Genomic DNA, 17,412 nt, shown 5'->3' with positions numbered 1-17,412 from the left:
GGGGCATCGACGGCGCTCCAGGCGATCTCGGCGGAGACGGCGACCTGCCCCAGCAGGCGGCCGGGACCGTAGCGTCCGCGCGAGCCGACGCTACCCGACCGATGCCAGCGCCGCGGCCGCGGCGACGATGTCGGCCTCGGACGGGATCACCAGGAACGCGGCGCCGGCCAGCGGGGTGAAGGTATCGGCGCCGACCACGCGCCGCAGCGGCCTGGCGCCGAGACCGGCCTCGACGATCGCGGTGACGATGCCCTCCCCCACCCCGGCGCTGCGCCGGCCCTCGTCGACCACCAGGATGCGCGCGCATTCGCGGGCGTGGCGAGCGATGGCGGACTCGTTGAGCGGCAGCAGCCAGCGCAGGTCGACGACGCGGACCTTCCAGCCGTGCGCGGCCTCGATCTCGCGCGCGGCGCGCAGGCTCATCGGCACGCCGTTGCCGAAGGTGAACACCACCAGGTCGGTCGCCTCGGGCGCGTAGACGCGCTCCTCGCCGAAGGCCATCGCCTGCTCCGGCGGCGGGTAGGCGGTCAGCCAGCCGCCGTCGCCGGGCGCGTGCAGGTCCTTGGCCATGTACAGCGCGATCGGCTCCAGGAAGGCGCACACGCGTCCGTCCACCTTCGCCAGCGCCATCAGCGTGCGCAGCATGGTCGCCGCATCGTCCCCGCGCGAGGGGCAGCCGACCACCAGCCCGGGGATGTCGCGCAGCGCGGTCACCGAGTTGTCGTTGTGGAAGTGGCCGCCGAAGCCGCGCTGGTAGCCCAGCGAGGCGATGCGCATCACCATCGGGTTGCGGTACTGGCCGTTGCTGAAGAACTGCAGGCTGGCGGCCTCGCCGCGGATCTGGTCGCAGGCGTTGTGGAAATAGGCCAGGTACTGGATCTCGGGCAACGGCAGCAGGCCCAGGTTGGCGTAGCCCTGGGCCATGCCGAGGATCGTGGTCTCGTCGAGCAGCGTGTTGAACACGCGCCGCGGGCCGAAGGCCTTCTGCAAGCCCTTGGTGACGGTGTACACGCCGCCCTTCTGCGCCACGTCCTCGCCGAACAGCAGCGCCTCGGGATACTTGGCGAACAGGTCGTGCAAGGCGGCGTTGATCTGGATCGCGAGATGCTTCGGCGCCTGCCGCTCGGGCAGTCGCGCCTCGCCGCCGAAGACCTGCAGGCGCCGCTCGGCGTAGTCGAAGCGCTCGGCCTCGGTCTTCACCGCTTCCGGACTGTACGGCGCCAGCGGCGCCATCACCTCCTCCAGCGTCGACAGCCGGGGCCGCCGGTCGGCGGCTTCGGCGGCCTCGAAGCAGCGCGCGCGGGTGGCCTCGTACAGTTCGAGCACCTCGTCCCTGGACATCAGCCCCGACTCCAGCGCGATCGCCGCGCTGCGCAGCAGGGGGTCGCTCGCCTCCACCGCGCACAGTTCCTCGAGGCTGCGCCACTCGATCTCGAAGTCGGTGCCGGCGTGGCCCATGATGCGGGTGGTGCGCAGGTGCAGGAAGGTCGGCCGGCGGGTGCGGCGGCAGTGCTCGACCGCGCGCTGCACATCAAGGTAACCGGCGGCCAGGTCGAGTCCGTCGGCGGCGAAGTAGTCGAGGTCCGGGCGTGCGGAGAAATTGCGCGCGACCCAGCCGTCGGGCGTCCTGACCGAGATACCGATGCCGTTGTCCTCGCACACGAACAGCACCGGCGCCGGCAGCTTCTGGTAGGCGGTCCAGGCGGCGGCGTTGAACGCGGCCTGCGCGGTGGCGTGGTTGCTGGAGGCGTCGCCGAAGGAACAGATCGCGATGCTGTCGGCCGGCACCGGCAGCGCGTGGCCGATGCGGCGAGCGTGCTCGATGGCGATCGCGGTGCCCAGCGCCTTGGGCAGGTGCGAGGCGATGGTGGAGGTCTGCGGCAGCACCCACAGCGGCTTGCTGCCCCAGACCTTGTGGCGGCCGCCGCTGGCGGGATCGTCCTTGGACGCGGCGAACGACAGCGCCGAATCCATGATCGGATCGATGCCCGGCAGCTTGCGGGAGCGCTCGGCCATGAAGGCACCGCTGCGGTAGTGCAGGAACGCGGGATCGGTGTGCCGGGTCAGCCGCGCGACCATCGCGTTGCCTTCGTGGCCGCTGGAGCCGATGGTGTAGAAGACCTTGTTCTGCACGCGCAGCACGCGCGCCATCAGGTCCAGGTGGCGGCTGATCAGCTGCGACTCGAACAGTTCCAGGAAGCCGCGCGCATCCAGCGCGCTGCCGGGCAGCACGGGCGCGTCGGCGGCGGGTCGGGCGCGCGCCTGGCCGTGCCAGCCGCGCACGAATTCCTGGAAGTTGAGGTCGCAGATCTCGGCGCGGTTGAGGCCCTTCATGCGGGCCGGGATCGGATCGGGGACGGTGGCGAACATGCGTCGGGACCTGCTAGCGGGAGGCGGCGATCAGGGCGGCGTTTTCCGGCGCGGGCGCCGGCATCGCGACGAACCGCGGCGTCGCGCGCACGCGCGCCAGCCGGTCGCGCAGCGCCGGGTACGGCGACAGGTCGAATCCGCCGTCGCCGGCCGCGTCGGTATAGGGAAACAGCGCGATGTCCGCGATGCCGTAGCGCGGACCGGCCACCAGCACGCGGCCGTCGTCGGGTTCGAGCATCGGCACCTTGCCGTTGGGATTCTTGGCCAGGTATCCCGGCGTACGGGTCGCGCCGCGGCTGCGGTCGGTCCCGATCCAGCGGTACGGCCGGCCGAGCCGCTCGAGCAGCAGCCGCAGCTTGTGGCAGTTGCCGGACGGCGAATAGCCGTGGATCGTGGTCATGCGAACCGCTTCCGGTTCTCTCGCCACTGTTCGCGCGTCTGCCCCCAGATCTCGATCGGATGATCCTCGAACGGGGCCGGCAGCCGCCCCGGCCCGCGGCGGACCGAGCCCAGCCGCCGGGCGACGTTCTGCGAGGCGGTGTTGTCCGGGGCGATGCAGTGGATGATGTCCGGCCAGCCCAGCGTGTCGAAGGCCCAGTCGATCGCGGCGACGGCGGCCTCGGTGGCGTAGCCCCGGCCCCAGGCGTCGGGATGGAACGAGTAGCCGATCTCGTTGCCCGGCCAGCCTTCCGGCCGCCACGGCCCGAGCTGGCCGAGCCAGCGGCCGTCGGCCTTGTCCACGACCGAGAACATGGCGAACCCCTGCAGCGCCCACGCCCCCGGCATCTGCAGGAATTTCCGCCACGCCGCCGCGCGCGGCTGCCGGCCGCCGATGTGGCGCGCGGCGACCTCGTCGGCCATCAATTGCGCGTAGCGTTCGAAATCCTCGATCCGAGGCACGCGCAGGATCAGGCGCGGAGTCTCGAGGCGGATGTCGGCGTGCATCATGGGCGAAAGTCCTGCCGGAGCGTGACGTGTCGCGCGGCGGCGACCGACCGGCGGAGGCATCCGCCGCCGCGTTCGGGGCCGATCAGAACGCGTTGATGCCGGTCAGCTCGCGCCCGACCACCAGCTGGTGCACGGTCTCGGTGCCTTCGTAGGTGATGACCGATTCCAGGTTCAGCGCGTGCCGGATCGGCGAATGCTCGGTGGTGATGCCGGCCCCGCCCAGCAGGTCGCGCGCCTCGCGGGCGATGTCGATGGCCATGCGGCAGTTGTTCCACTTCGCCAGCGAGACCTGGGTCGGCTGCATGCGGCCGGCGTCCTTGAGCCGGCCCAACTGCAGCGACAGCAGTTGCGCGGCGGTGATCCGGCGCGCCCAGTCGGCCAGCTTGATCTGCGCGCTCTGGGTGGCGGCCACGGGGCGCCCGAACAGCATCCGTTCCTTGGAATAGCCCAGCGCCTCGTCGAGGCAGGCGATGGCCGAGCCGATCGGGCCCCAGGTGATGCCGTAGCGGGCCTGGGTCAGGCAGCCCAGCGGGCCCTTGAGGCCCTTCACGCTCGGCAGCCGGTTGGCCTCCGGCACGCGCACGCCATCGAAGTACAGCGCGCTGGTGACCGAGGCGCGCAGGCTCATCTTGTGCTTGATCTCCTGGGCGCTGAAGCCGGCGAAGTCCTTCTCGACGACGAAGCCCTGGATGCCCTCCTCGGTCTGCGCCCAGGCGATGACGATGTCGGCGATGTTGCCGTTGGTGATCCACATCTTCGAGCCGTTGAGCACCCAGTCGCCGCCGTCGCGCCTGGCATGGGTCTTCATGTTTGCCGGGTCGGAGCCGCCGTGCGGCTCGGTCAGGCCGAAGCAGCCGATGACCCGGCCGGCGGCCATGTCGGGCAGCCAGCGGCGCTTCTGCTCCTCGCTGCCGTAGGCGTAGATCGGGTACATGCACAGCGAGGACTGCACGCTGGCGAAGCTGCGCAGGCCGGAATCGCCGCGCTCCAGCTCCTGGCAGATCAGGCCGTAGCTGACCGAGTTCAGGCCGGCGCAGCCGTATTCCTCCGGCAGGGTGGCGCCAAGCACGCCGAGTGCGGCGATCTCCGGGATCAGCTCGGCCGGGAAGCGGCCCTGGTCGAAGCAGTCGCCGATGATCGGCAGCACGCGCTCGTCGGTGAAGCGGGCCACCGCATCCTGGACCGCGCGCTCCTCCTCGCTCAGCAGGGAACGGACGTCGTAGAGGTCGCGGGGATCGAGGGCCATGGCGGTCGCAGGTTTCCGGAAAACCGCGATTGTATCGCCCCGCCCGGCCCGGCACCCGGCCCCGAGCGGATGGGCGCGGGACGGACGCCAGGCGTATCGACATTCGACGTGCGAAGGCCCCTTCCCCGCTAGCGGGGACCATCCTGATTTCCTTTCCCCCGCAAGCGGGGAGCACCTCGTTTTTCCTTCCCCCGCGAGCGGGGGAAGGTGCCGAAGGCGGATGGGGGCACGCCGCAGCTTGCGGGAGAAGGGACAGCATGAGCCCGCTTGCGCGAGAAGGCACGACTTCGGCGCTGCTGGTCGATCCGGCCTAATGGAAGTCCCGCGAGGGCGCGCGCAGGTCGCCCAGCAGGTGGCTGAGATCGTCGAGGTCGCCGGCGATCAGGTGCGAGACGCCGTCCACCCGCTCCCAGCGCCCGCGCACGGCCATCACCTTCGATTCCAGCAGCGCGCGCCGGCGACGCATCGCCAGGTGCGGCCAGACGATGACGTTGATCATGCCGTGCTCGTCTTCCAGGGTGACGAAGATCGTGCCCTTGGCCGTGGCCGGGCGCTGGCGCTGGGTGACCAGGCCGGCGACGTGCACGCCGCTGCCGTGGCGGCGCTGCTGCAGCTCGCGCAGGCCGAGGATGCGGCGCTCGGCCAGCTTCGGCCGCAGCAGCGCCATGGGATGGGCGCGCAGGGTCAGGCCCACGCTGCCGTAGTCGGCCAGGATCTCCTCGCCCGGGCGCGGCGCGGGCAGCGCCACCGGCGCCTCGCCGGGGCTGCCCGGCAGCAGCGGCAGCCGGCGCTCGATGCCGGCCACCGCCCAGCGCGCGGCGTTGCGGTGCCCGGCCAGGCCGCGCAGGGCATCGGCCTCGGCCAGCGCGCTGCGCGCCTTCTCGTCGAGCCCGGCGCGCAGGCACAGGTCGGCCACGTCGGCGAAGGGGCGGGCCTGGCGGGCGGCCACGATCCGCGCGGCGGCCGCCTCCGACAGGCCGCGCACCTGGCGCAGGCCGAGGCGGATCGCCGGCTGCTCGCCGGGGTCGTTCTCGTCGCGCCAGGGGCGGCCCCCGACCAGCGCGTTGTCCCAGCCGCTGCGGCGCACGTCCACCGGCAGCACTCGCACCGCTTCGCGCTCCGGGCTGCCGCGCAGCGCGTCCTGCACGATCTGGCTGGGCGAGTAGAAGCCCATCGGCTGCGCATTGAGCAGGCCGCAGGCGAAGGCGGCCGGCTCGTGGCGCTTGAGCCAGCAGCTGGCGTAGACCAGCTTGGCGAACGAGGCGGCGTGGCTCTGCGGGAAGCCGTAGGAGCCGAAGCCCTTGATCTGCTCGAAGATCTGGTCGATGAACTCGGGCGCGTAGTCCTTGGCCATCATCCGCTCGCGCACGCGCTGGCGGTGAGGCTCCATGTCGCCGCCGCGGCGCCAGGCCGCCATCGAACGACGCAGGTGGTCGGCCTCGCTGTCGGTGTAGTCGGCCGCGTGCATCAGCAGTTCCATCACCTGCTCCTGGAACAGCGGCACGCCCAGGGTCGGCGCCAGGATGTCGCGCACCTCCTGCGAGGGATAGCTCACCGCCTCGCGGCCCTGCCGGCGGCGCAGGTAGGGATGCACCATGTCGCCCTGGATCGGACCGGGGCGCACGATCGCCACCTCGATCACGAGGTCGTAGAAACAGGCGGGCCTGAGCCGCGGCAGCATGGCCATCTGCGCGCGCGATTCGATCTGGAACACGCCCACGGTGTCGGCGCGCTGGATCATCGCGTAGGTCCTGGCGTCCTCGCGCGGGAGGGTGGCCAGCTCGAAGGCGCGGCCGCGGTGCGCGCGGACCAGGTCGAGGGTCTTGCGGATGCAGGTCAGCATGCCCAGCGCCAGGCAGTCGACCTTGAGCAGCTTCATCGTCTCCAGGTCGTCCTTGTCCCACTGGATGATCGTGCGCTCGGGCATGGCGGCGTTCTCCACCGGCACCACGTCCGACAGCGGCCCGTCGGAGATCACGAAGCCGCCGACGTGCTGGGACAGGTGCCGTGGACGGTCGCGCAGCATCTCGGTGATCGCCAGCACCTTCGAGATCAGCGGGTTGTCCGGGTCGAAGCCGGCCTCGCGGATGCGCTGTTCCATCGGCGTCTCGCCGTTGCCCCAGCCGTAGCAGTTGGCCAGCAGCGCGATCTGGTCCGGCGGCAGTCCGAACGCCTTGGCCACGTCGCGCACCGCGCTCTTGCCGCGGTAGGCGATCACCGTGGCCGCCAGCGCCGCGCGCGCGCGGCCGTACTTGGCGTAGACGTACTGGATGACCTCCTCGCGGCGCTCGTGCTCGAAATCGACGTCGATGTCGGGCGGCTCGTCGCGCTCCTCGGACAGGAAGCGCGCCATCAGCAGCCGGGTCTCGTCCGGATTGACCGCGGTGATCCCCAGCGCGTAGCAGACCGCCGAGTTGGCCGAGGAGCCGCGGCCCTGGCAGAGGATGCCGCGCGAGCGCGCGTAGCCGACCACGTCCTGCACGGTCAGGAAGAAGGCCTCGTAGCCCTTGCGCGCGATCAGCGCCAGCTCCTGGTCGACCTGCTCGCGCACCTTGCGCGGCGCGCCCTGCGGCCAGCGCTCGGCCAGTCCCCGCTCGGTCAGTTCGCGCAGCCAGGTGTCGGGCGCATGGCCTTCGGGCACCAGCTCGCGCGGATAGCGGTAGCGCACCTGGCGCAGGTCGAAGCGGCAGCGCCGCGCCAGCGCCACCGCGGCCTCCAGCAGCTCGGGCGGATGGATGTTGCCCAGCGCGCGCCGGCTGCGCAGGTGGCGCTCGCCGTTGCGGAACAGGTGCGCGCCGCATTCGGCCAGCGGCAGGCCGTGACGGATCGCGGTCAGGGTGTCCTGCAGCATGCGCTCGCGGCGCGTGGCCATGTGCGCGTCGCCGCAGGCCAGCGCCGGCATGTCCAGCGAGCGCGCCAGCGCCAGCAGCGCCTGCAGGCGCGCCGCGTCGTCGCGCTCGCGATGCAGCTCCACCGCCAGCCGCGCGCGTTCGCCGAACAGCGCCCGCAGCCAGGCGCCCTCGCCGCGGTCGGGCTCGGCGCCGGGCAGCCACAGCGCGAACAGGCCGGCGGCGCCGGCCGCCAGCGCGGCTTCCACGTCGGCGCGGGCCAGGCGGTAGCGGCCCTTGGGCGCGGCGCGGCGGGCGGTGGTGATCAGGCCGCACAGCGCCCGGTAGCCGGCGGCGTCCTCGACCAGCAGCACGCAGCGCGGGCCGTCCTCCAGCGCGAACTCGCTGCCCACGATCAGCCGCACGCCGGTGGCCTCGGCCGCTTCCAGCGCGCGCACGATGCCGGCCAGCGAGCATTCGTCGGTGATCGCCAGCGCTTCGTAGCCGCACTGCGCGGCGCGCGCGAACAGCGCCTCGGCGCTGGAGGCCCCGCGCAGGAAGGAAAAGTCGGACAGGCAGTGCAGTTCGGCGTAGGCCGGCAGGCCGTCGTCGTCGCCGCTGGCGTCGTTGGCAGCCTCGCGCAGGCGCGTGCCCACCGACCACGCCCGCGGCGGCCGTCCGCCGGGGGTGTCGCGATCGACGCCGTCCCAGGAGGCATCGGTCATGGCCGAGCGCCGCGGACGTCGCCGGCATCCTCGCCGGGGCGCTCTCGGGTGCAGCACGCGCGGCGCCGGGCGCAACGCGCATCGCGCGCCGGCGCGCGCCCGCGGATGGCCAGGGCAGCGTCGCGCATTGCCGCTACCCGAACCAGCCGTGCAGCATCCAGCCCTCGCGGGCGCCGGCGGGCATGTAGGCCCAGGCGCGCTGTCCCTGGCCGGTGCGCACGACGTAGTAATCGCGGCGCACGTCCTCGCCGTCCCACCAGCCGCTCTCCAGGCGCTCGGGGCCGGACAGGATCTCCAGCCGCGCATCGCGCAGCGGCACCGGCGCCGGCAGCAGCCAGGCCGGGCGCGGCGGCCGCGGCGGCGCGGCGGGGATCGCCGCGTCCTCGCCCTGCATCCGCCGCCAGGCGCGCTCGGGGCGGGGGTCGTCGGCCGGCGCGAGCCGGTACACCGCGCCGTCGCCGAGCCGCCCGCGCAGGCGCTCGCGCAGCTGCGGCCAGGGCATGCCCTGCTGCGCGCGGCGATCGAACAGGTCGCGGCTGGCGGGCACGAACGGCGGCAGTCCGGCGGCATGCAGGCGCAGCGCAAGCACCGGGCGCTCGACCCGTGCCCGTTCCAGCCGGCTGCGCGCGATCTCGAACAGCAGGCCCGGGTCGCGCTCGGGCGCGAGCAGGCCGATCTCCACCGCGGTGTGGCCCTGCTCGTGCTCCAGGCGCAGCTCGAAGCGCTGCACGCCGCCGTCGCGGATCGACAGCGCGGTGGCCAGGTCGCCGGTCAGCCGCCGCAACGGGAACAGCAGCGCGAGATGGTTCTCGACCTCGTAGCCCAGTTCGACCCGCGCGTCGAAGCGGTCCGGCGGCGCGTACCACGGCAGCGGGTCGTCGGCCTCGCCGTACAGGCGCGCCAGGTGCGCGGGCAGGTCCGCGCCGAAGCGGCGCCGCACCGCCTCGCCGGGCAGCGCGCGCAGCGCGCCCAGGGTGCGCACGCCCATGCGGTGCAGGCGCTCGCCGGCCTCTCCCGGCAACGCGGCGCGACGTACCGGCACCCGGTCCAGCGCCTCGGCCATCGCCGCCGGCCGGGTCAGCGCCAGCCCGTCGCCCACGCCGGCCAGCACGCGCGCCGCGCGCGGGGTCGGCGCCAGCGCGATGCGGTGGCGGAAGCCCAGCGCGTCGAGCTCGGCGCGCAGGCGCGCCTCGAAGCGCGGCCAGGGGCCGAACAGGCGGAAGCTCGCCTGCGCCTCGAGCACGATCGCCCCCGGCCAGCCGGCGCTGACCAGCGAGCTGTGGCGGTAGGCCCAGCCGGCCAGGAAGCGCTGCGCGGCGGCCTCGCGCGCGGGGTCGTGCTCGACCGTGGCGAACGCGGGCAGCAGCGCGTGCGCGGCCAGCAGCCGCATGCCCGGTCGCAACCCGGCCGCGGCCGCCGCGGCGTTGACCGCGTGCAGGCTGCGCAATTGCGCCGGCCCCGCGACCAGCGCCAGCGGCGCGTGCGGATCGGGAACGCGCCGCAGCACGGCGTCGAGCGCCAGTTGCGGGAGCAGGATGCAGGCCCAGAGCATGGCGGCGATTCAATGCGCGGCCAGTCGCAGCGGCTGCGACGGCACCCGCCCGCCGCGGCACTTGCGCACGCGCCAGGCGCCATCGGCCCATTCCAGCCGCAGCGCCGCCGGCGACGGATTGGCGGCATGGCGGCGGTCGCGCAGGGCGAAGGCGCAGCAGTCGCCGCTGTCGGCGGCCACCTGCAGGCGCCGCAGCGCGCGCTCGTCGGCCGACTGCGGCCAGCCCACCACCGCCGCGCAGGCGCCGCTGCGCAGGCATTGCTCGAAGGCCCACAGGGCGTCGCGCGGCGCGGCAGCCTCCACCACCTGCAGACAGGCCAGATCCACGCCGGCGGCCTGCCAGGCCGGGGCGTAGGGGATGCACGGCGGCGCCACCAGCACCACCGGCTGGCCGGCCGCGGTCAGCCGCGCCAGCGCCGGCAACAGCAGCGACAGCTCGCCCACGCCGGCGGCGGGCAGCAGCAGCTCGCTCAAGGCGCGCCGCGGCCAGCCGCCCTGCGGCAGCACCGCATCGAGCGCGGCGTGGCCGGTGGGCTCGCCATCGGCGCGAGCGGCCGCCTGCCGCCCGGCCGGCCAGACCGTGCGCGCGGCGAGCAGCGCGTCCAGGGGCAGCGCCTCGCCCATCAGCCCTGGCGCACCAGTCCGCAGTACAGCCCCTCGATGGCGAAGTCGGCGCCGGCGGGGATCTCGATCGGCGCGTGCGCCGGGTTGCGCGGCAGCAGGCGCAGGCGCTCGCGGCTGCGCTGCAGCCGCTTGATGGTGAGCTCGCCGTCCAGCCGTGCGACCACGGTCTGGCCGTCGCGCGCGTCCACGGCACGGTGCACGCCGACCAGGTCGCCGTCGAGGATGCCGTCGTCGATCATCGAGTCGCCCTGCACCCGCAGCAGGTAGTCCGGGCGCAGCGAGAACACGCCGCGGTCCAGCCACAGCTGCTGGTCGAGGCCGATGTCGGGGCCGATCGGCGCGCCCGCCGCCACCCGCCCCAGCACCGGCAGCGGCAGCAGCGCCGGCCGCTCGCCGGCGGCCAGGCGCACGCCGCGCCGGCGGCCCGGGCGCTCCACCAGGCCGGCCTCGATCAGGGCCCGCACGTGCTTCTGCGCGGCGTTGCGCGAAGCGAAGCCGAAGCGTTCGGCGATCTCGGCCAGGCTCGGCGACTGGCCCTGCGCTGCGCGCTCGCGCAGGAAGGCGAGCACGGCAGCGCGCCGGGGGGTGAGCGCATCCATCGGGAGACCTTCTGAGCGGACGATTCCGCCGTGGCGGAACCCGGCGACCACCACCGGGGTGTGCATTTGTACACCCATCGCGCATCCAGGGCGAGCCGCCCACAGGCCCTTGCCAAACCCGTTTCGTTGCGTTCAATATAACTCAAGTTATAACCATGGGATTCTCGATGAAGCTCAAGATCACCACCGTCGGCAACTCCGCCGGCGTCATCCTGCCCAAGGAACTGCTCGCTCGCCTGCGCCTGAGCAAGGGCGACACCCTGTACGCGCTGGAAACCCCCGACGGCATCCGCCTGACCGCGTTCGACCCGGAGCTGGCGCGCCAGATGGAGGTAGCCGAGGAAGTGATGCGCAAGCGCCGGACCCTGCTCCACAAGCTCGCGCAGTGAGGCGCCCGCGATGATCGTCTGGATCGGAAAGCCGTTGATCCTGGCCATCCACGACCGGCACCTGGCCGAGCATGGCGGTGCTGGCGGCATACGCGACGACGCCCTCCTCGACTCCGCGCTGGCCCGTCCCCGGCAAATGTTCGCCTACGGCGACCCGCCGCCCGATCATGCCGCCCCTGCCGCGAGCCTCGCCTATGGACTCGCGCGCAATCATGCGTTCGTCGACGGCAACAAGCGGACCGCCGCCGTGGCTTGCGAAACCTTCCTCATGCTCAACGGGCTGACGCTCGAGGCCGACGACCTCATGCTCTATCCGCTTTACATCGGCCTCGCCGAAGGCACCCTCGGCGAGGCCGAGTTCGCCGACTGGCTGCGCCGGCACCTGGTCGTTCACGGCGGCGCACGGCTCAACGAGCCGCGGGCGGAATACGCCGCGTCATAAGAGCGCGAGCGGGCGATCCCGGCATGCGTCGCGGCGCGCGCTCCTGCAGCGGAGCGCGCGCGCCTCAGGACGCGGCGCGCTTGCGGGTCCGCGCGGCCTTTTTCGCGGCGGCCTTGCGCCCCGCGGCGCCCTTGGTGGCGGCCGCCTTCCTGGCGGCGGCCGAGCGGCTCGAGGCGGTGCGCTTGGAGGCGGCCTGCTTCGCCTGCTTCGACAGCGCCTTCCTGCCCACGGCCTTCTTCGCCGTGGTCTTGCGGCTGGCGGTCTTCAGCGCCTGCTTCGCGCCGGCCGAACGCTTGGCGGCGGGCTGCTTGCGGCTCTTCGAGGCCTGCTCGTCCTGCGCGGCCTTCTTCCTGGTCGCCTTGGACGCGGTCTTGGACGGCTTGGCCTTCACGCCGTCGCGGCGCGCCTTGGACAGGCCGATCGCGATCGCCTGCTGGGCGCTCTTGGCGCCGTGCTTGCCCTCGCGGACGTGTTCGATCTCTTCCCTGACGTATTCGCCGGCCTGGGTGCTGGCGGACTTGCCTTCGCGCTTGTCCTTCGCGGCGGCCTGGCGGGTCTTCTTCTCCGGCATGACGGTGCTCCGGCGGAAGGGGCGTCCGGTGTAGCAACGCCTGCGTGAAGCCGGCGCAAGGCGCGCTAGCCGCGATACCAGGCCAGCACCGGCGCCGGCAACGCCGCCCCGATCCCGATCCCCAGCGCCGCGAACGCGTCGAGCTGGTCGCGCAGCCGCCGGCGCACGGACGCGGCCGCCTGCGCACCGTGCAGTTCCTCGACGCACCATTGCGCGAGCGTCCATTCGTGCAGGCCGTCGCGCCGCACCGCCAGCGCGGCTTGCAGCCAAGCGTGCAGCGGATGCACGCGATGGCCGCGCTCGGCGAGCCCCCGCACCGCGATCCCTACCGCCCGCTCGACGCCGCGGAACCACTCAGTGCCGCCGCCCGCTTGCGTGCGGATCGCCAGCGGCGCCGGTGCGTTGTGCAGCTTCAGCGGCCCGCGCAGTTCCAGCTCCAGGTCGCGCGCATCGCGCGGGGTCTCCGCCTCCACCAGGACCCCGCGCTCCAGGTCGAAGAATTCGTACCAGCGCGGATGCAGCGCAGCGATGCGGCCCAGCGGATCGCGCGAGAAGCCGATCTTGCAGTGGTCTTCCCAGCGACAGGGAAACACGTACGCGAAGCAGCGCCCGTCGATCGCCACCGCCTCGTCGGGACCGCGCATCAGCGCGCGCCGCGCCGGGCCTGGCCGTCCGCCGTAACCGGCGCCGGCTCCCATCCGAACACGCTGCACCCGCCGTAGCGATGCGATTGCCTCCGCTCCTCGGCCAGCAACGCGTCCAGCGACGGCCCCCGCGCCGTGGCCTCCAGCCGCCGCGCCTGCGCATCGAGCCGGCGGATCGCGGCCAGCGTCTCCGCCTGGCCGAGCCGCGCCTGCCCCACCGCGGTCTTCAGCACGTCGAGCGTGCGGTCGAACACCCGCGTCGGCACCGGGAACGGGTGCCGGTCCTTGCCGCCGTGGGCGAGCGAGAAGCGCGCCGGATCGGTGAACCGGCACGGCGCGCCGTGCAGCACCTCGGCCACCAGCGCCAGCGCCCGCACCGTGCGCGCGCCGACGCCCGGCACCTGCAGCAGCTCGGCGAAGTCGCCGGGACCGCAGGCGGCCGCCGCGGCCAGGTTGCCGTGCAACCGCCGCAGCACCACGTCGTCCGCGCGCACGTCATGGTGGTCCGGCAATGCGAGATGCGGCTGCATGGCATCCGCCTCCTCCGGCGCGGCGGCGGCGAACAGGTCGCCGGTCGCGCCGGCGGGCGCCGCCCGGGATGCGGGCGGCGCGATGCGGCCGAACTCGCGCACCAGCCGTGCCGGGCCCAGCTCGCGCAGCAGGCCCACCTGCGCCTCGCGCGAGGCGGCCGCGCGGCGGTCGGCCAGATTGACGATGCGGCCCTGCCCCGGCCCGTCGATCGCCGCGTGCGGGGCATCGACGAAGCTCTCCAGCCCCTCCGACAGCCAGTGGTAGCGCCGCGCCTGCTTGCGCGCGCCGTGCATGCCCTGCTGCACCACCACCCACCGGCCGTCGTCGGCGACGATGAAGGCGTGCAGGTAGAGATCGAAGCCGTCCTGCACCGCCGCGCTGTCCACCTTGGCCACCAGCCGGCTCGTGCGCGCCAGCGCCGCGCCGTCCACGCCGGTGCGCTCGCCCACCGCCAGCAATTCGGCAGGCGTCGCGCGCGAATGCCGGCCGCGCCCGCCGCAGACGTGCAGGCCCAGCTCGCCCGACAGCGGCGCCAGCCCGCGCTTGAGCGCGCCGATCACGCTGGTGGTGATGCCGGAGGAATGCCAGTCCATGCCCATCACCGCGCCGAAGCACTGGAACCAGAACGGGTGCGCCAGCCGCCGCAGCAGTTCCTCGCGGCCGTACTCGATCGCGATCGCCTGGCACATCACCGCGCCCAGCCGGGTCATGCGCTGCCCGAGCCACGCCGGGACGCGCCCGCCGTGCAGGGGAAGATCGGCGCTGCCGGTGCGTCGGGACATCGCGCCAGCCTGCCCCGCGGCCGTCTCAGCCGCTGAGACCGGCGCGTTCCGGCGCCGGCAGCGCCGCCATCGCGGTCTCCACGATGCCGAGCAGCGTTTCGCGCCGGGCGCCGTCCTGGGCCTGGAAGGACAGGCCCTGGAGAATGGTGACGAAATAGGCGGCCAGCCGGTCGAGATCGGCCCCCGCCGGAAGCTCGCCGTCGGCGACCCCGCGCTCCAGCCGCTGGCGGATCAGCCGCAGGGTGCCGTGCCGCAGCTCGCGCATGTGCTCGCGCAGGGGCGCGTTGCGGTCCTGGCAGTTGTACAGGCCCAGGCTGACCATGCAACCGCCGGAAGACGGGCTGGCCAGGGCGGTGTCCAGGCCCGCGATGAGCATGCCCTCGATGGCGCCGCGGACGTCCCCGGTCTCGGCGAGCGCCTTCATGCTGCCGGCGCCGACGGTGGCCAGATAGAGATCCACCGCCTCCCGGTACAGGGCGTCCTTGGAGCCGAAGGCGGCGTAGAAGCTGGGCGGGTTGATGCCGGTCGCGGCCAGCAGATCGGCAAGCTGGGTGGCCTCGTAGCCCTTCGCCCAGAACACCTCCATGGCGCGCCGGAGCGCGGCATCGCGGTCGAAGCTGCGGGGGCGTCCACGGGCCATGCGGCCTCCTCTCTGGTGTCGGCGACGCTGGATGGTTGACGACCGCGCCCGCGCCGGACAAATAATGTAATTACTTTTACACAAATAGGGCAAGCCCCATGACCGATCGATCCGCCTCCCGCATCGAGACCATCCGCGAGTACTTCCGCCGGGTCGATGCGAAGGATCCCGCGCTGCCGGAGCTGTTCACCGACGACGTCGAGCTGTTCTTCCCCAAGTTCGGCACGGCGCGCGGCAAGGCGGCGCTGGAACGGTTCGCCGGACGCATCGCCCGGGATGCGGCGCAGCTGACCCACGACATCGACGGCCTGGTGTTCACCGTGGACGGCGACCGGATCGCGGTGGAGGGCCGCGAATGGGGCGTGACCGCGGACGGGCGGGCCTGGCCCGACGGCGAGGTCTCGCAGGGGCGCTTCGCCAACGTGTTCGAATTCGAGGACGCGCTGATCAAGCGCATCGCCATCTACGTCGACCCCGACTTCACCGGCGAGGACCGGGCCCGGATCGCGCTCTACCGGGGCGAAGCGCCCCCGGCCACGGCGCGAGACATCGCCGCGCGCTACTTCGAGCGGGTCGCGGCCTTCTGGGCCTCGCCCGACGATCCGCAGGCGCTGGCCGACATCCTCGACCTGTTCGCGCGGGACGTGGACTGGGACATCCCCGGCGATCCGAACGCCGTGCCGTGGATCGGCCCGCGCCGCGATCGCGAGGCCGTGGGCGCCTTCTATCGGGAACTGGCGGCGCACCTGGCGCCCGAGCGCTTCGAGGTGCGAAGGCTCCTGGCCGACCACGAAGAGGCGGTGGCGATCGGCGAGCTGGCCTCCCGGGTCAAGGCCACCGGCCGGCGCATGGAAACGCCTTTCGCCATCGTGCTGACGGTCCGGGACGGCCGGATCGTCCGCTATCGCATGCTCGAGGACAGCCACGCCGTCGCGGTGGCGGCCTCGGGCCGCGGCGGCTAGGCGCGCGCGGCGGCACCCAGCAGGCGCTCGCCCAGCGCCCGCAGCCGCAGCGCCAGCTCCGGCGGCTCGAGCACCTCGAACGCCACGTCCAGCGCCGCCACGTACGTGGCCAGCAGGTGCGCCGACTGCGCACCGGTCTCCAGCAGGCAGCGCGCGTCGTCGAGGGCCTGCAACCGCCCCGCCAGCGGCGGGATGCGCTCGGCCATCCGCGCCAGCGGCGCGTGCAGCACGATGCGCGCGCGCAGCCGGTAGGGGTCCGACGACACCGCGCGCCAGACGTAGGCGCCCGGGTCGCCGCCGGGTACCGGCCGCGGCAGGAAGCGCGCGCCTTCCGCGACGCGGCCGGCGATGCGGTCCGCGCGGAAGGTGCGCCAGTCCCCCCGACCGCGGTCCCAGGCCAGCAGGTACCAGCGCGCGTCGGCGCAGACCAGCGCATGCGGCTCGGCCTCGCGCTCGCTGCGGCGGCCCTCGCGGTCGAGGTAGCCGAAAGCGATGCACCGGGCATCGCGGCAGGCACCGGCCAGCGCGGTCAAACGCTCGGCGTCCACCGCAGGCGCCGCGGTGCCCAGCGGCACCATCGCCGCGTGCAGCCCGCGCATCCGCGCGCGCAACCGCAGCGGCAGCAACGGATCCAGCTTCGCCAGCGCGCGCAGGGCCGCCTCCTCCATGCCGCTCACCGCGCCGACGGCGGACAGGCGCAGGCCCAGCACCACGGCCAGCGCCTCGTCGTCGTCCAGCAGCAGCGGCGGCAGCGCGGCGCCCGCGCCCAGCGTGTAGCCGCCCGCCGCGCCGGCGCTGGCCCGGACCGGGTAGCCCAGGCTGCGCAGGCGCTCGACATCGCGGCGCACGGTGCGCGGCGTCACCGCCAGGCGCTCGGCCAGTTCCGCGCCGGACCAGCAACGGCGCGCCTGCAACAGAGCGAGCAGGCGCAGCAGGCGGGCGGAGGTGTCGAGCATGGCGCCAGCCTAGCGGACATCGAGGACCGGAACTGTCCGCGATGCGGGCGCAGGCTTCCGCGCACGCTCCGCCTGGGCGATGGCCCGCCGACGACCCGAGGGAAAGACCATGACCGCACTCACCGCGCGCTGCCACTGCGGCGCCACCCGGCTCCGGCTCGCGCACGCGCCGGAGACGCTCACCGCGTGCAACTGCAGCTTCTGCTTCAAGCGCGGCACGCTCTGGGCCTACTATCCGGCCGGCGACGTCCTCGTGCTCGAGGACGCGCATACCGTGGGCTACAGCCGCGATCCGGCGCTGCGCGTCCACTACCACTGCGGGGTCTGCGGCTGCGGCACGCACAGCGCGCTGGCCTGCACCTGGACCGAGCACGGCCCCGACTTCTCGGCGCCGTGCATCGCCGTCAACGCGCGCCTGCTCGACGACGTCGCCCTGACCGAGGCGCTGCCGGTGAACGCCGTGGACGGCCGCAGCGGCTGGTGAGCCGGCGCGCGCCTACGGCGCGGCGGCCGGCCCTATAGGGCGTATCGACACTCGGAGCGCCCAGGCGATTCCTTCCCCCGCCTGCGGGGGGCATGCGGGTTTCCCTTCCCCCGCAAGCG

Annotated in this window: 17 protein-coding genes; 4 read left to right on the top strand and 13 right to left on the bottom strand. The window is 73.6% G+C overall.

Annotated features, from left to right (window positions below; translation table 11 throughout):
* Window positions 1-90: 90 nt before the first annotated feature.
* The 8 genes from Z164_RS0107100 to lexA all read right to left on the bottom strand — a co-directional run bounded on the left by Z164_RS0107100 (window position 91) and on the right by lexA (window position 10,892).
* The gene (locus Z164_RS0107100) at window positions 91-2,370 is read right to left on the bottom strand and encodes a thiamine pyrophosphate-dependent enzyme (RefSeq protein WP_024890015.1); all 2,280 of its coding nucleotides are present in this window, start codon (window positions 2,368-2,370) and stop codon (window positions 91-93) included.
* 13 nt (window positions 2,371-2,383) lie between these two features.
* Window positions 2,384-2,770, bottom strand: coding sequence for a glutathione S-transferase N-terminal domain-containing protein (locus Z164_RS0107095; protein ID WP_024890014.1), 387 nt, complete (start codon window positions 2,768-2,770; stop codon window positions 2,384-2,386).
* Entirely contained in the window at window positions 2,767-3,318 is a 552-nt protein-coding gene (locus tag Z164_RS0107090) for a GNAT family N-acetyltransferase (protein WP_425477216.1), read from the bottom strand. Before Z164_RS0107090 ends, Z164_RS0107095 begins: the two co-directional genes overlap by 4 nt.
* 82 nt (window positions 3,319-3,400) lie before the next feature.
* On the bottom strand, window positions 3,401-4,564 hold the full coding sequence (locus Z164_RS0107085; protein WP_024890012.1) for an acyl-CoA dehydrogenase family protein: 1,164 nt from the start codon (window positions 4,562-4,564) through the stop codon (window positions 3,401-3,403).
* A gap of 310 nt (window positions 4,565-4,874) precedes the next feature.
* Complete coding sequence (locus Z164_RS0107080) at window positions 4,875-8,117, bottom strand: error-prone DNA polymerase (protein ID WP_043689557.1); 3,243 nt, start codon at window positions 8,115-8,117, stop codon at window positions 4,875-4,877.
* A 133-nt stretch (window positions 8,118-8,250) separates the two neighbouring features.
* Window positions 8,251-9,669 carry a Y-family DNA polymerase gene (locus tag Z164_RS0107075; protein WP_024890010.1) on the bottom strand — a complete coding sequence of 473 codons (1,419 nt, stop codon included), beginning with the start codon at window positions 9,667-9,669 and terminating at the stop codon, window positions 8,251-8,253.
* A 9-nt stretch (window positions 9,670-9,678) separates the two neighbouring features.
* Window positions 9,679-10,293, bottom strand: a complete 615-nt coding sequence (gene imuA / locus Z164_RS0107070) for a translesion DNA synthesis-associated protein ImuA (protein WP_052338382.1) — start codon at window positions 10,291-10,293, stop codon at window positions 9,679-9,681.
* A complete protein-coding gene (gene lexA / locus Z164_RS0107065; protein WP_024890008.1) occupies window positions 10,293-10,892 on the bottom strand; it encodes a transcriptional repressor LexA in 600 nt (199 codons plus the stop codon). The genes imuA and lexA overlap by 1 nt, the downstream gene beginning before the upstream one ends.
* Window positions 10,893-11,059: 167 nt before the next feature.
* On the opposite strand from lexA, the gene Z164_RS0107060 reads away from it, so the two are divergent.
* A complete protein-coding gene (locus tag Z164_RS0107060) occupies window positions 11,060-11,281 on the top strand; it encodes an AbrB/MazE/SpoVT family DNA-binding domain-containing protein (RefSeq protein WP_024890007.1) in 222 nt (73 codons plus the stop codon).
* A 10-nt stretch (window positions 11,282-11,291) separates the two neighbouring features.
* A complete protein-coding gene (locus Z164_RS0107055; RefSeq protein WP_024890006.1) occupies window positions 11,292-11,723 on the top strand; it encodes a type II toxin-antitoxin system death-on-curing family toxin in 432 nt (143 codons plus the stop codon).
* A gap of 64 nt (window positions 11,724-11,787) precedes the next feature.
* Here the strand turns inward: Z164_RS0107055 and Z164_RS0107050 are convergent, their stop codons facing one another.
* The 4 genes from Z164_RS0107050 to Z164_RS0107035 form a co-directional block, all read right to left on the bottom strand.
* Entirely contained in the window at window positions 11,788-12,294 is a 507-nt protein-coding gene (locus Z164_RS0107050; RefSeq protein ID WP_024890005.1) for a hypothetical protein, read from the bottom strand.
* A 65-nt stretch (window positions 12,295-12,359) separates the two neighbouring features.
* Window positions 12,360-12,938: a GIY-YIG nuclease family protein gene (locus Z164_RS0107045; RefSeq protein WP_024890004.1), complete on the bottom strand. Its 579-nt coding sequence runs from the start codon at window positions 12,936-12,938 to the stop codon at window positions 12,360-12,362.
* Window positions 12,938-14,251 (bottom strand): DUF763 domain-containing protein, encoded by a 1,314-nt coding sequence (locus Z164_RS0107040; protein WP_024890003.1) that lies wholly within the window; start codon window positions 14,249-14,251, stop codon window positions 12,938-12,940. Before Z164_RS0107040 ends, Z164_RS0107045 begins: the two co-directional genes overlap by 1 nt.
* Window positions 14,252-14,276: 25 nt before the next feature.
* Window positions 14,277-14,891, bottom strand: a complete 615-nt coding sequence (locus Z164_RS0107035; protein ID WP_024890002.1) for a TetR/AcrR family transcriptional regulator — start codon at window positions 14,889-14,891, stop codon at window positions 14,277-14,279.
* 98 nt (window positions 14,892-14,989) lie between these two features.
* Between Z164_RS0107035 and Z164_RS0107030 the strand changes: the two genes are divergently transcribed.
* Window positions 14,990-15,853 (top strand): nuclear transport factor 2 family protein, encoded by an 864-nt coding sequence (locus Z164_RS0107030; RefSeq protein WP_024890001.1) that lies wholly within the window; start codon window positions 14,990-14,992, stop codon window positions 15,851-15,853.
* Here the strand turns inward: Z164_RS0107030 and Z164_RS22955 are convergent.
* Window positions 15,850-16,809, bottom strand: a complete 960-nt coding sequence (locus Z164_RS22955) for a helix-turn-helix transcriptional regulator (RefSeq protein WP_024890000.1) — start codon at window positions 16,807-16,809, stop codon at window positions 15,850-15,852. The two genes, Z164_RS0107030 and Z164_RS22955, sit on opposite strands and share 4 nt — an antisense overlap.
* A gap of 109 nt (window positions 16,810-16,918) precedes the next feature.
* Between Z164_RS22955 and Z164_RS0107020 the strand changes: the two genes are divergently transcribed.
* Window positions 16,919-17,293 (top strand): GFA family protein, encoded by a 375-nt coding sequence (locus tag Z164_RS0107020; RefSeq protein ID WP_024889999.1) that lies wholly within the window; start codon window positions 16,919-16,921, stop codon window positions 17,291-17,293.
* Window positions 17,294-17,412: the final 119 nt, after the last annotated feature.

The sequence above is a fragment of the Luteimonas huabeiensis HB2 genome (genome assembly GCF_000559025.1).
GTDB lineage: Bacteria > Pseudomonadota > Gammaproteobacteria > Xanthomonadales > Xanthomonadaceae > Luteimonas > Luteimonas huabeiensis.
Note: the sequence above shows the minus strand (reverse complement) of the source record. Positions and strands in the feature narration are given on the sequence as shown.

Excerpts from the sequence above, each read along its gene's own strand:
- Z164_RS0107100 (WP_024890015.1), bottom strand. The coding sequence starts at position 2,370 with ATGTTCGCCACCGTCCCCGATCCGATCCCGGCCCGCATGAAGGGCCTC.
- Z164_RS0107095 (WP_024890014.1), bottom strand. The coding sequence starts at position 2,770 with ATGACCACGATCCACGGCTATTCGCCGTCCGGCAACTGCCACAAGCTG.
- Z164_RS0107090 (WP_425477216.1), bottom strand. The coding sequence starts at position 3,318 with ATGATGCACGCCGACATCCGCCTCGAGACTCCGCGCCTGATCCTGCGC.
- Z164_RS0107085 (WP_024890012.1), bottom strand. The coding sequence starts at position 4,564 with ATGGCCCTCGATCCCCGCGACCTCTACGACGTCCGTTCCCTGCTGAGC.
- Z164_RS0107080 (WP_043689557.1), bottom strand. The coding sequence starts at position 8,117 with ATGACCGATGCCTCCTGGGACGGCGTCGATCGCGACACCCCCGGCGGA.
- Z164_RS0107075 (WP_024890010.1), bottom strand. The coding sequence starts at position 9,669 with ATGCTCTGGGCCTGCATCCTGCTCCCGCAACTGGCGCTCGACGCCGTG.
- imuA (WP_052338382.1), bottom strand. The coding sequence starts at position 10,293 with ATGGGCGAGGCGCTGCCCCTGGACGCGCTGCTCGCCGCGCGCACGGTC.
- lexA (WP_024890008.1), bottom strand. The coding sequence starts at position 10,892 with ATGGATGCGCTCACCCCCCGGCGCGCTGCCGTGCTCGCCTTCCTGCGC.
- Z164_RS0107060 (WP_024890007.1), top strand. The coding sequence starts at position 11,060 with ATGAAGCTCAAGATCACCACCGTCGGCAACTCCGCCGGCGTCATCCTG.
- Z164_RS0107055 (WP_024890006.1), top strand. The coding sequence starts at position 11,292 with ATGATCGTCTGGATCGGAAAGCCGTTGATCCTGGCCATCCACGACCGG.
- Z164_RS0107050 (WP_024890005.1), bottom strand. The coding sequence starts at position 12,294 with ATGCCGGAGAAGAAGACCCGCCAGGCCGCCGCGAAGGACAAGCGCGAA.
- Z164_RS0107045 (WP_024890004.1), bottom strand. The coding sequence starts at position 12,938 with ATGCGCGGTCCCGACGAGGCGGTGGCGATCGACGGGCGCTGCTTCGCG.
- Z164_RS0107040 (WP_024890003.1), bottom strand. The coding sequence starts at position 14,251 with ATGTCCCGACGCACCGGCAGCGCCGATCTTCCCCTGCACGGCGGGCGC.
- Z164_RS0107035 (WP_024890002.1), bottom strand. The coding sequence starts at position 14,891 with ATGGCCCGTGGACGCCCCCGCAGCTTCGACCGCGATGCCGCGCTCCGG.
- Z164_RS0107030 (WP_024890001.1), top strand. The coding sequence starts at position 14,990 with ATGACCGATCGATCCGCCTCCCGCATCGAGACCATCCGCGAGTACTTC.
- Z164_RS22955 (WP_024890000.1), bottom strand. The coding sequence starts at position 16,809 with ATGCTCGACACCTCCGCCCGCCTGCTGCGCCTGCTCGCTCTGTTGCAG.
- Z164_RS0107020 (WP_024889999.1), top strand. The coding sequence starts at position 16,919 with ATGACCGCACTCACCGCGCGCTGCCACTGCGGCGCCACCCGGCTCCGG.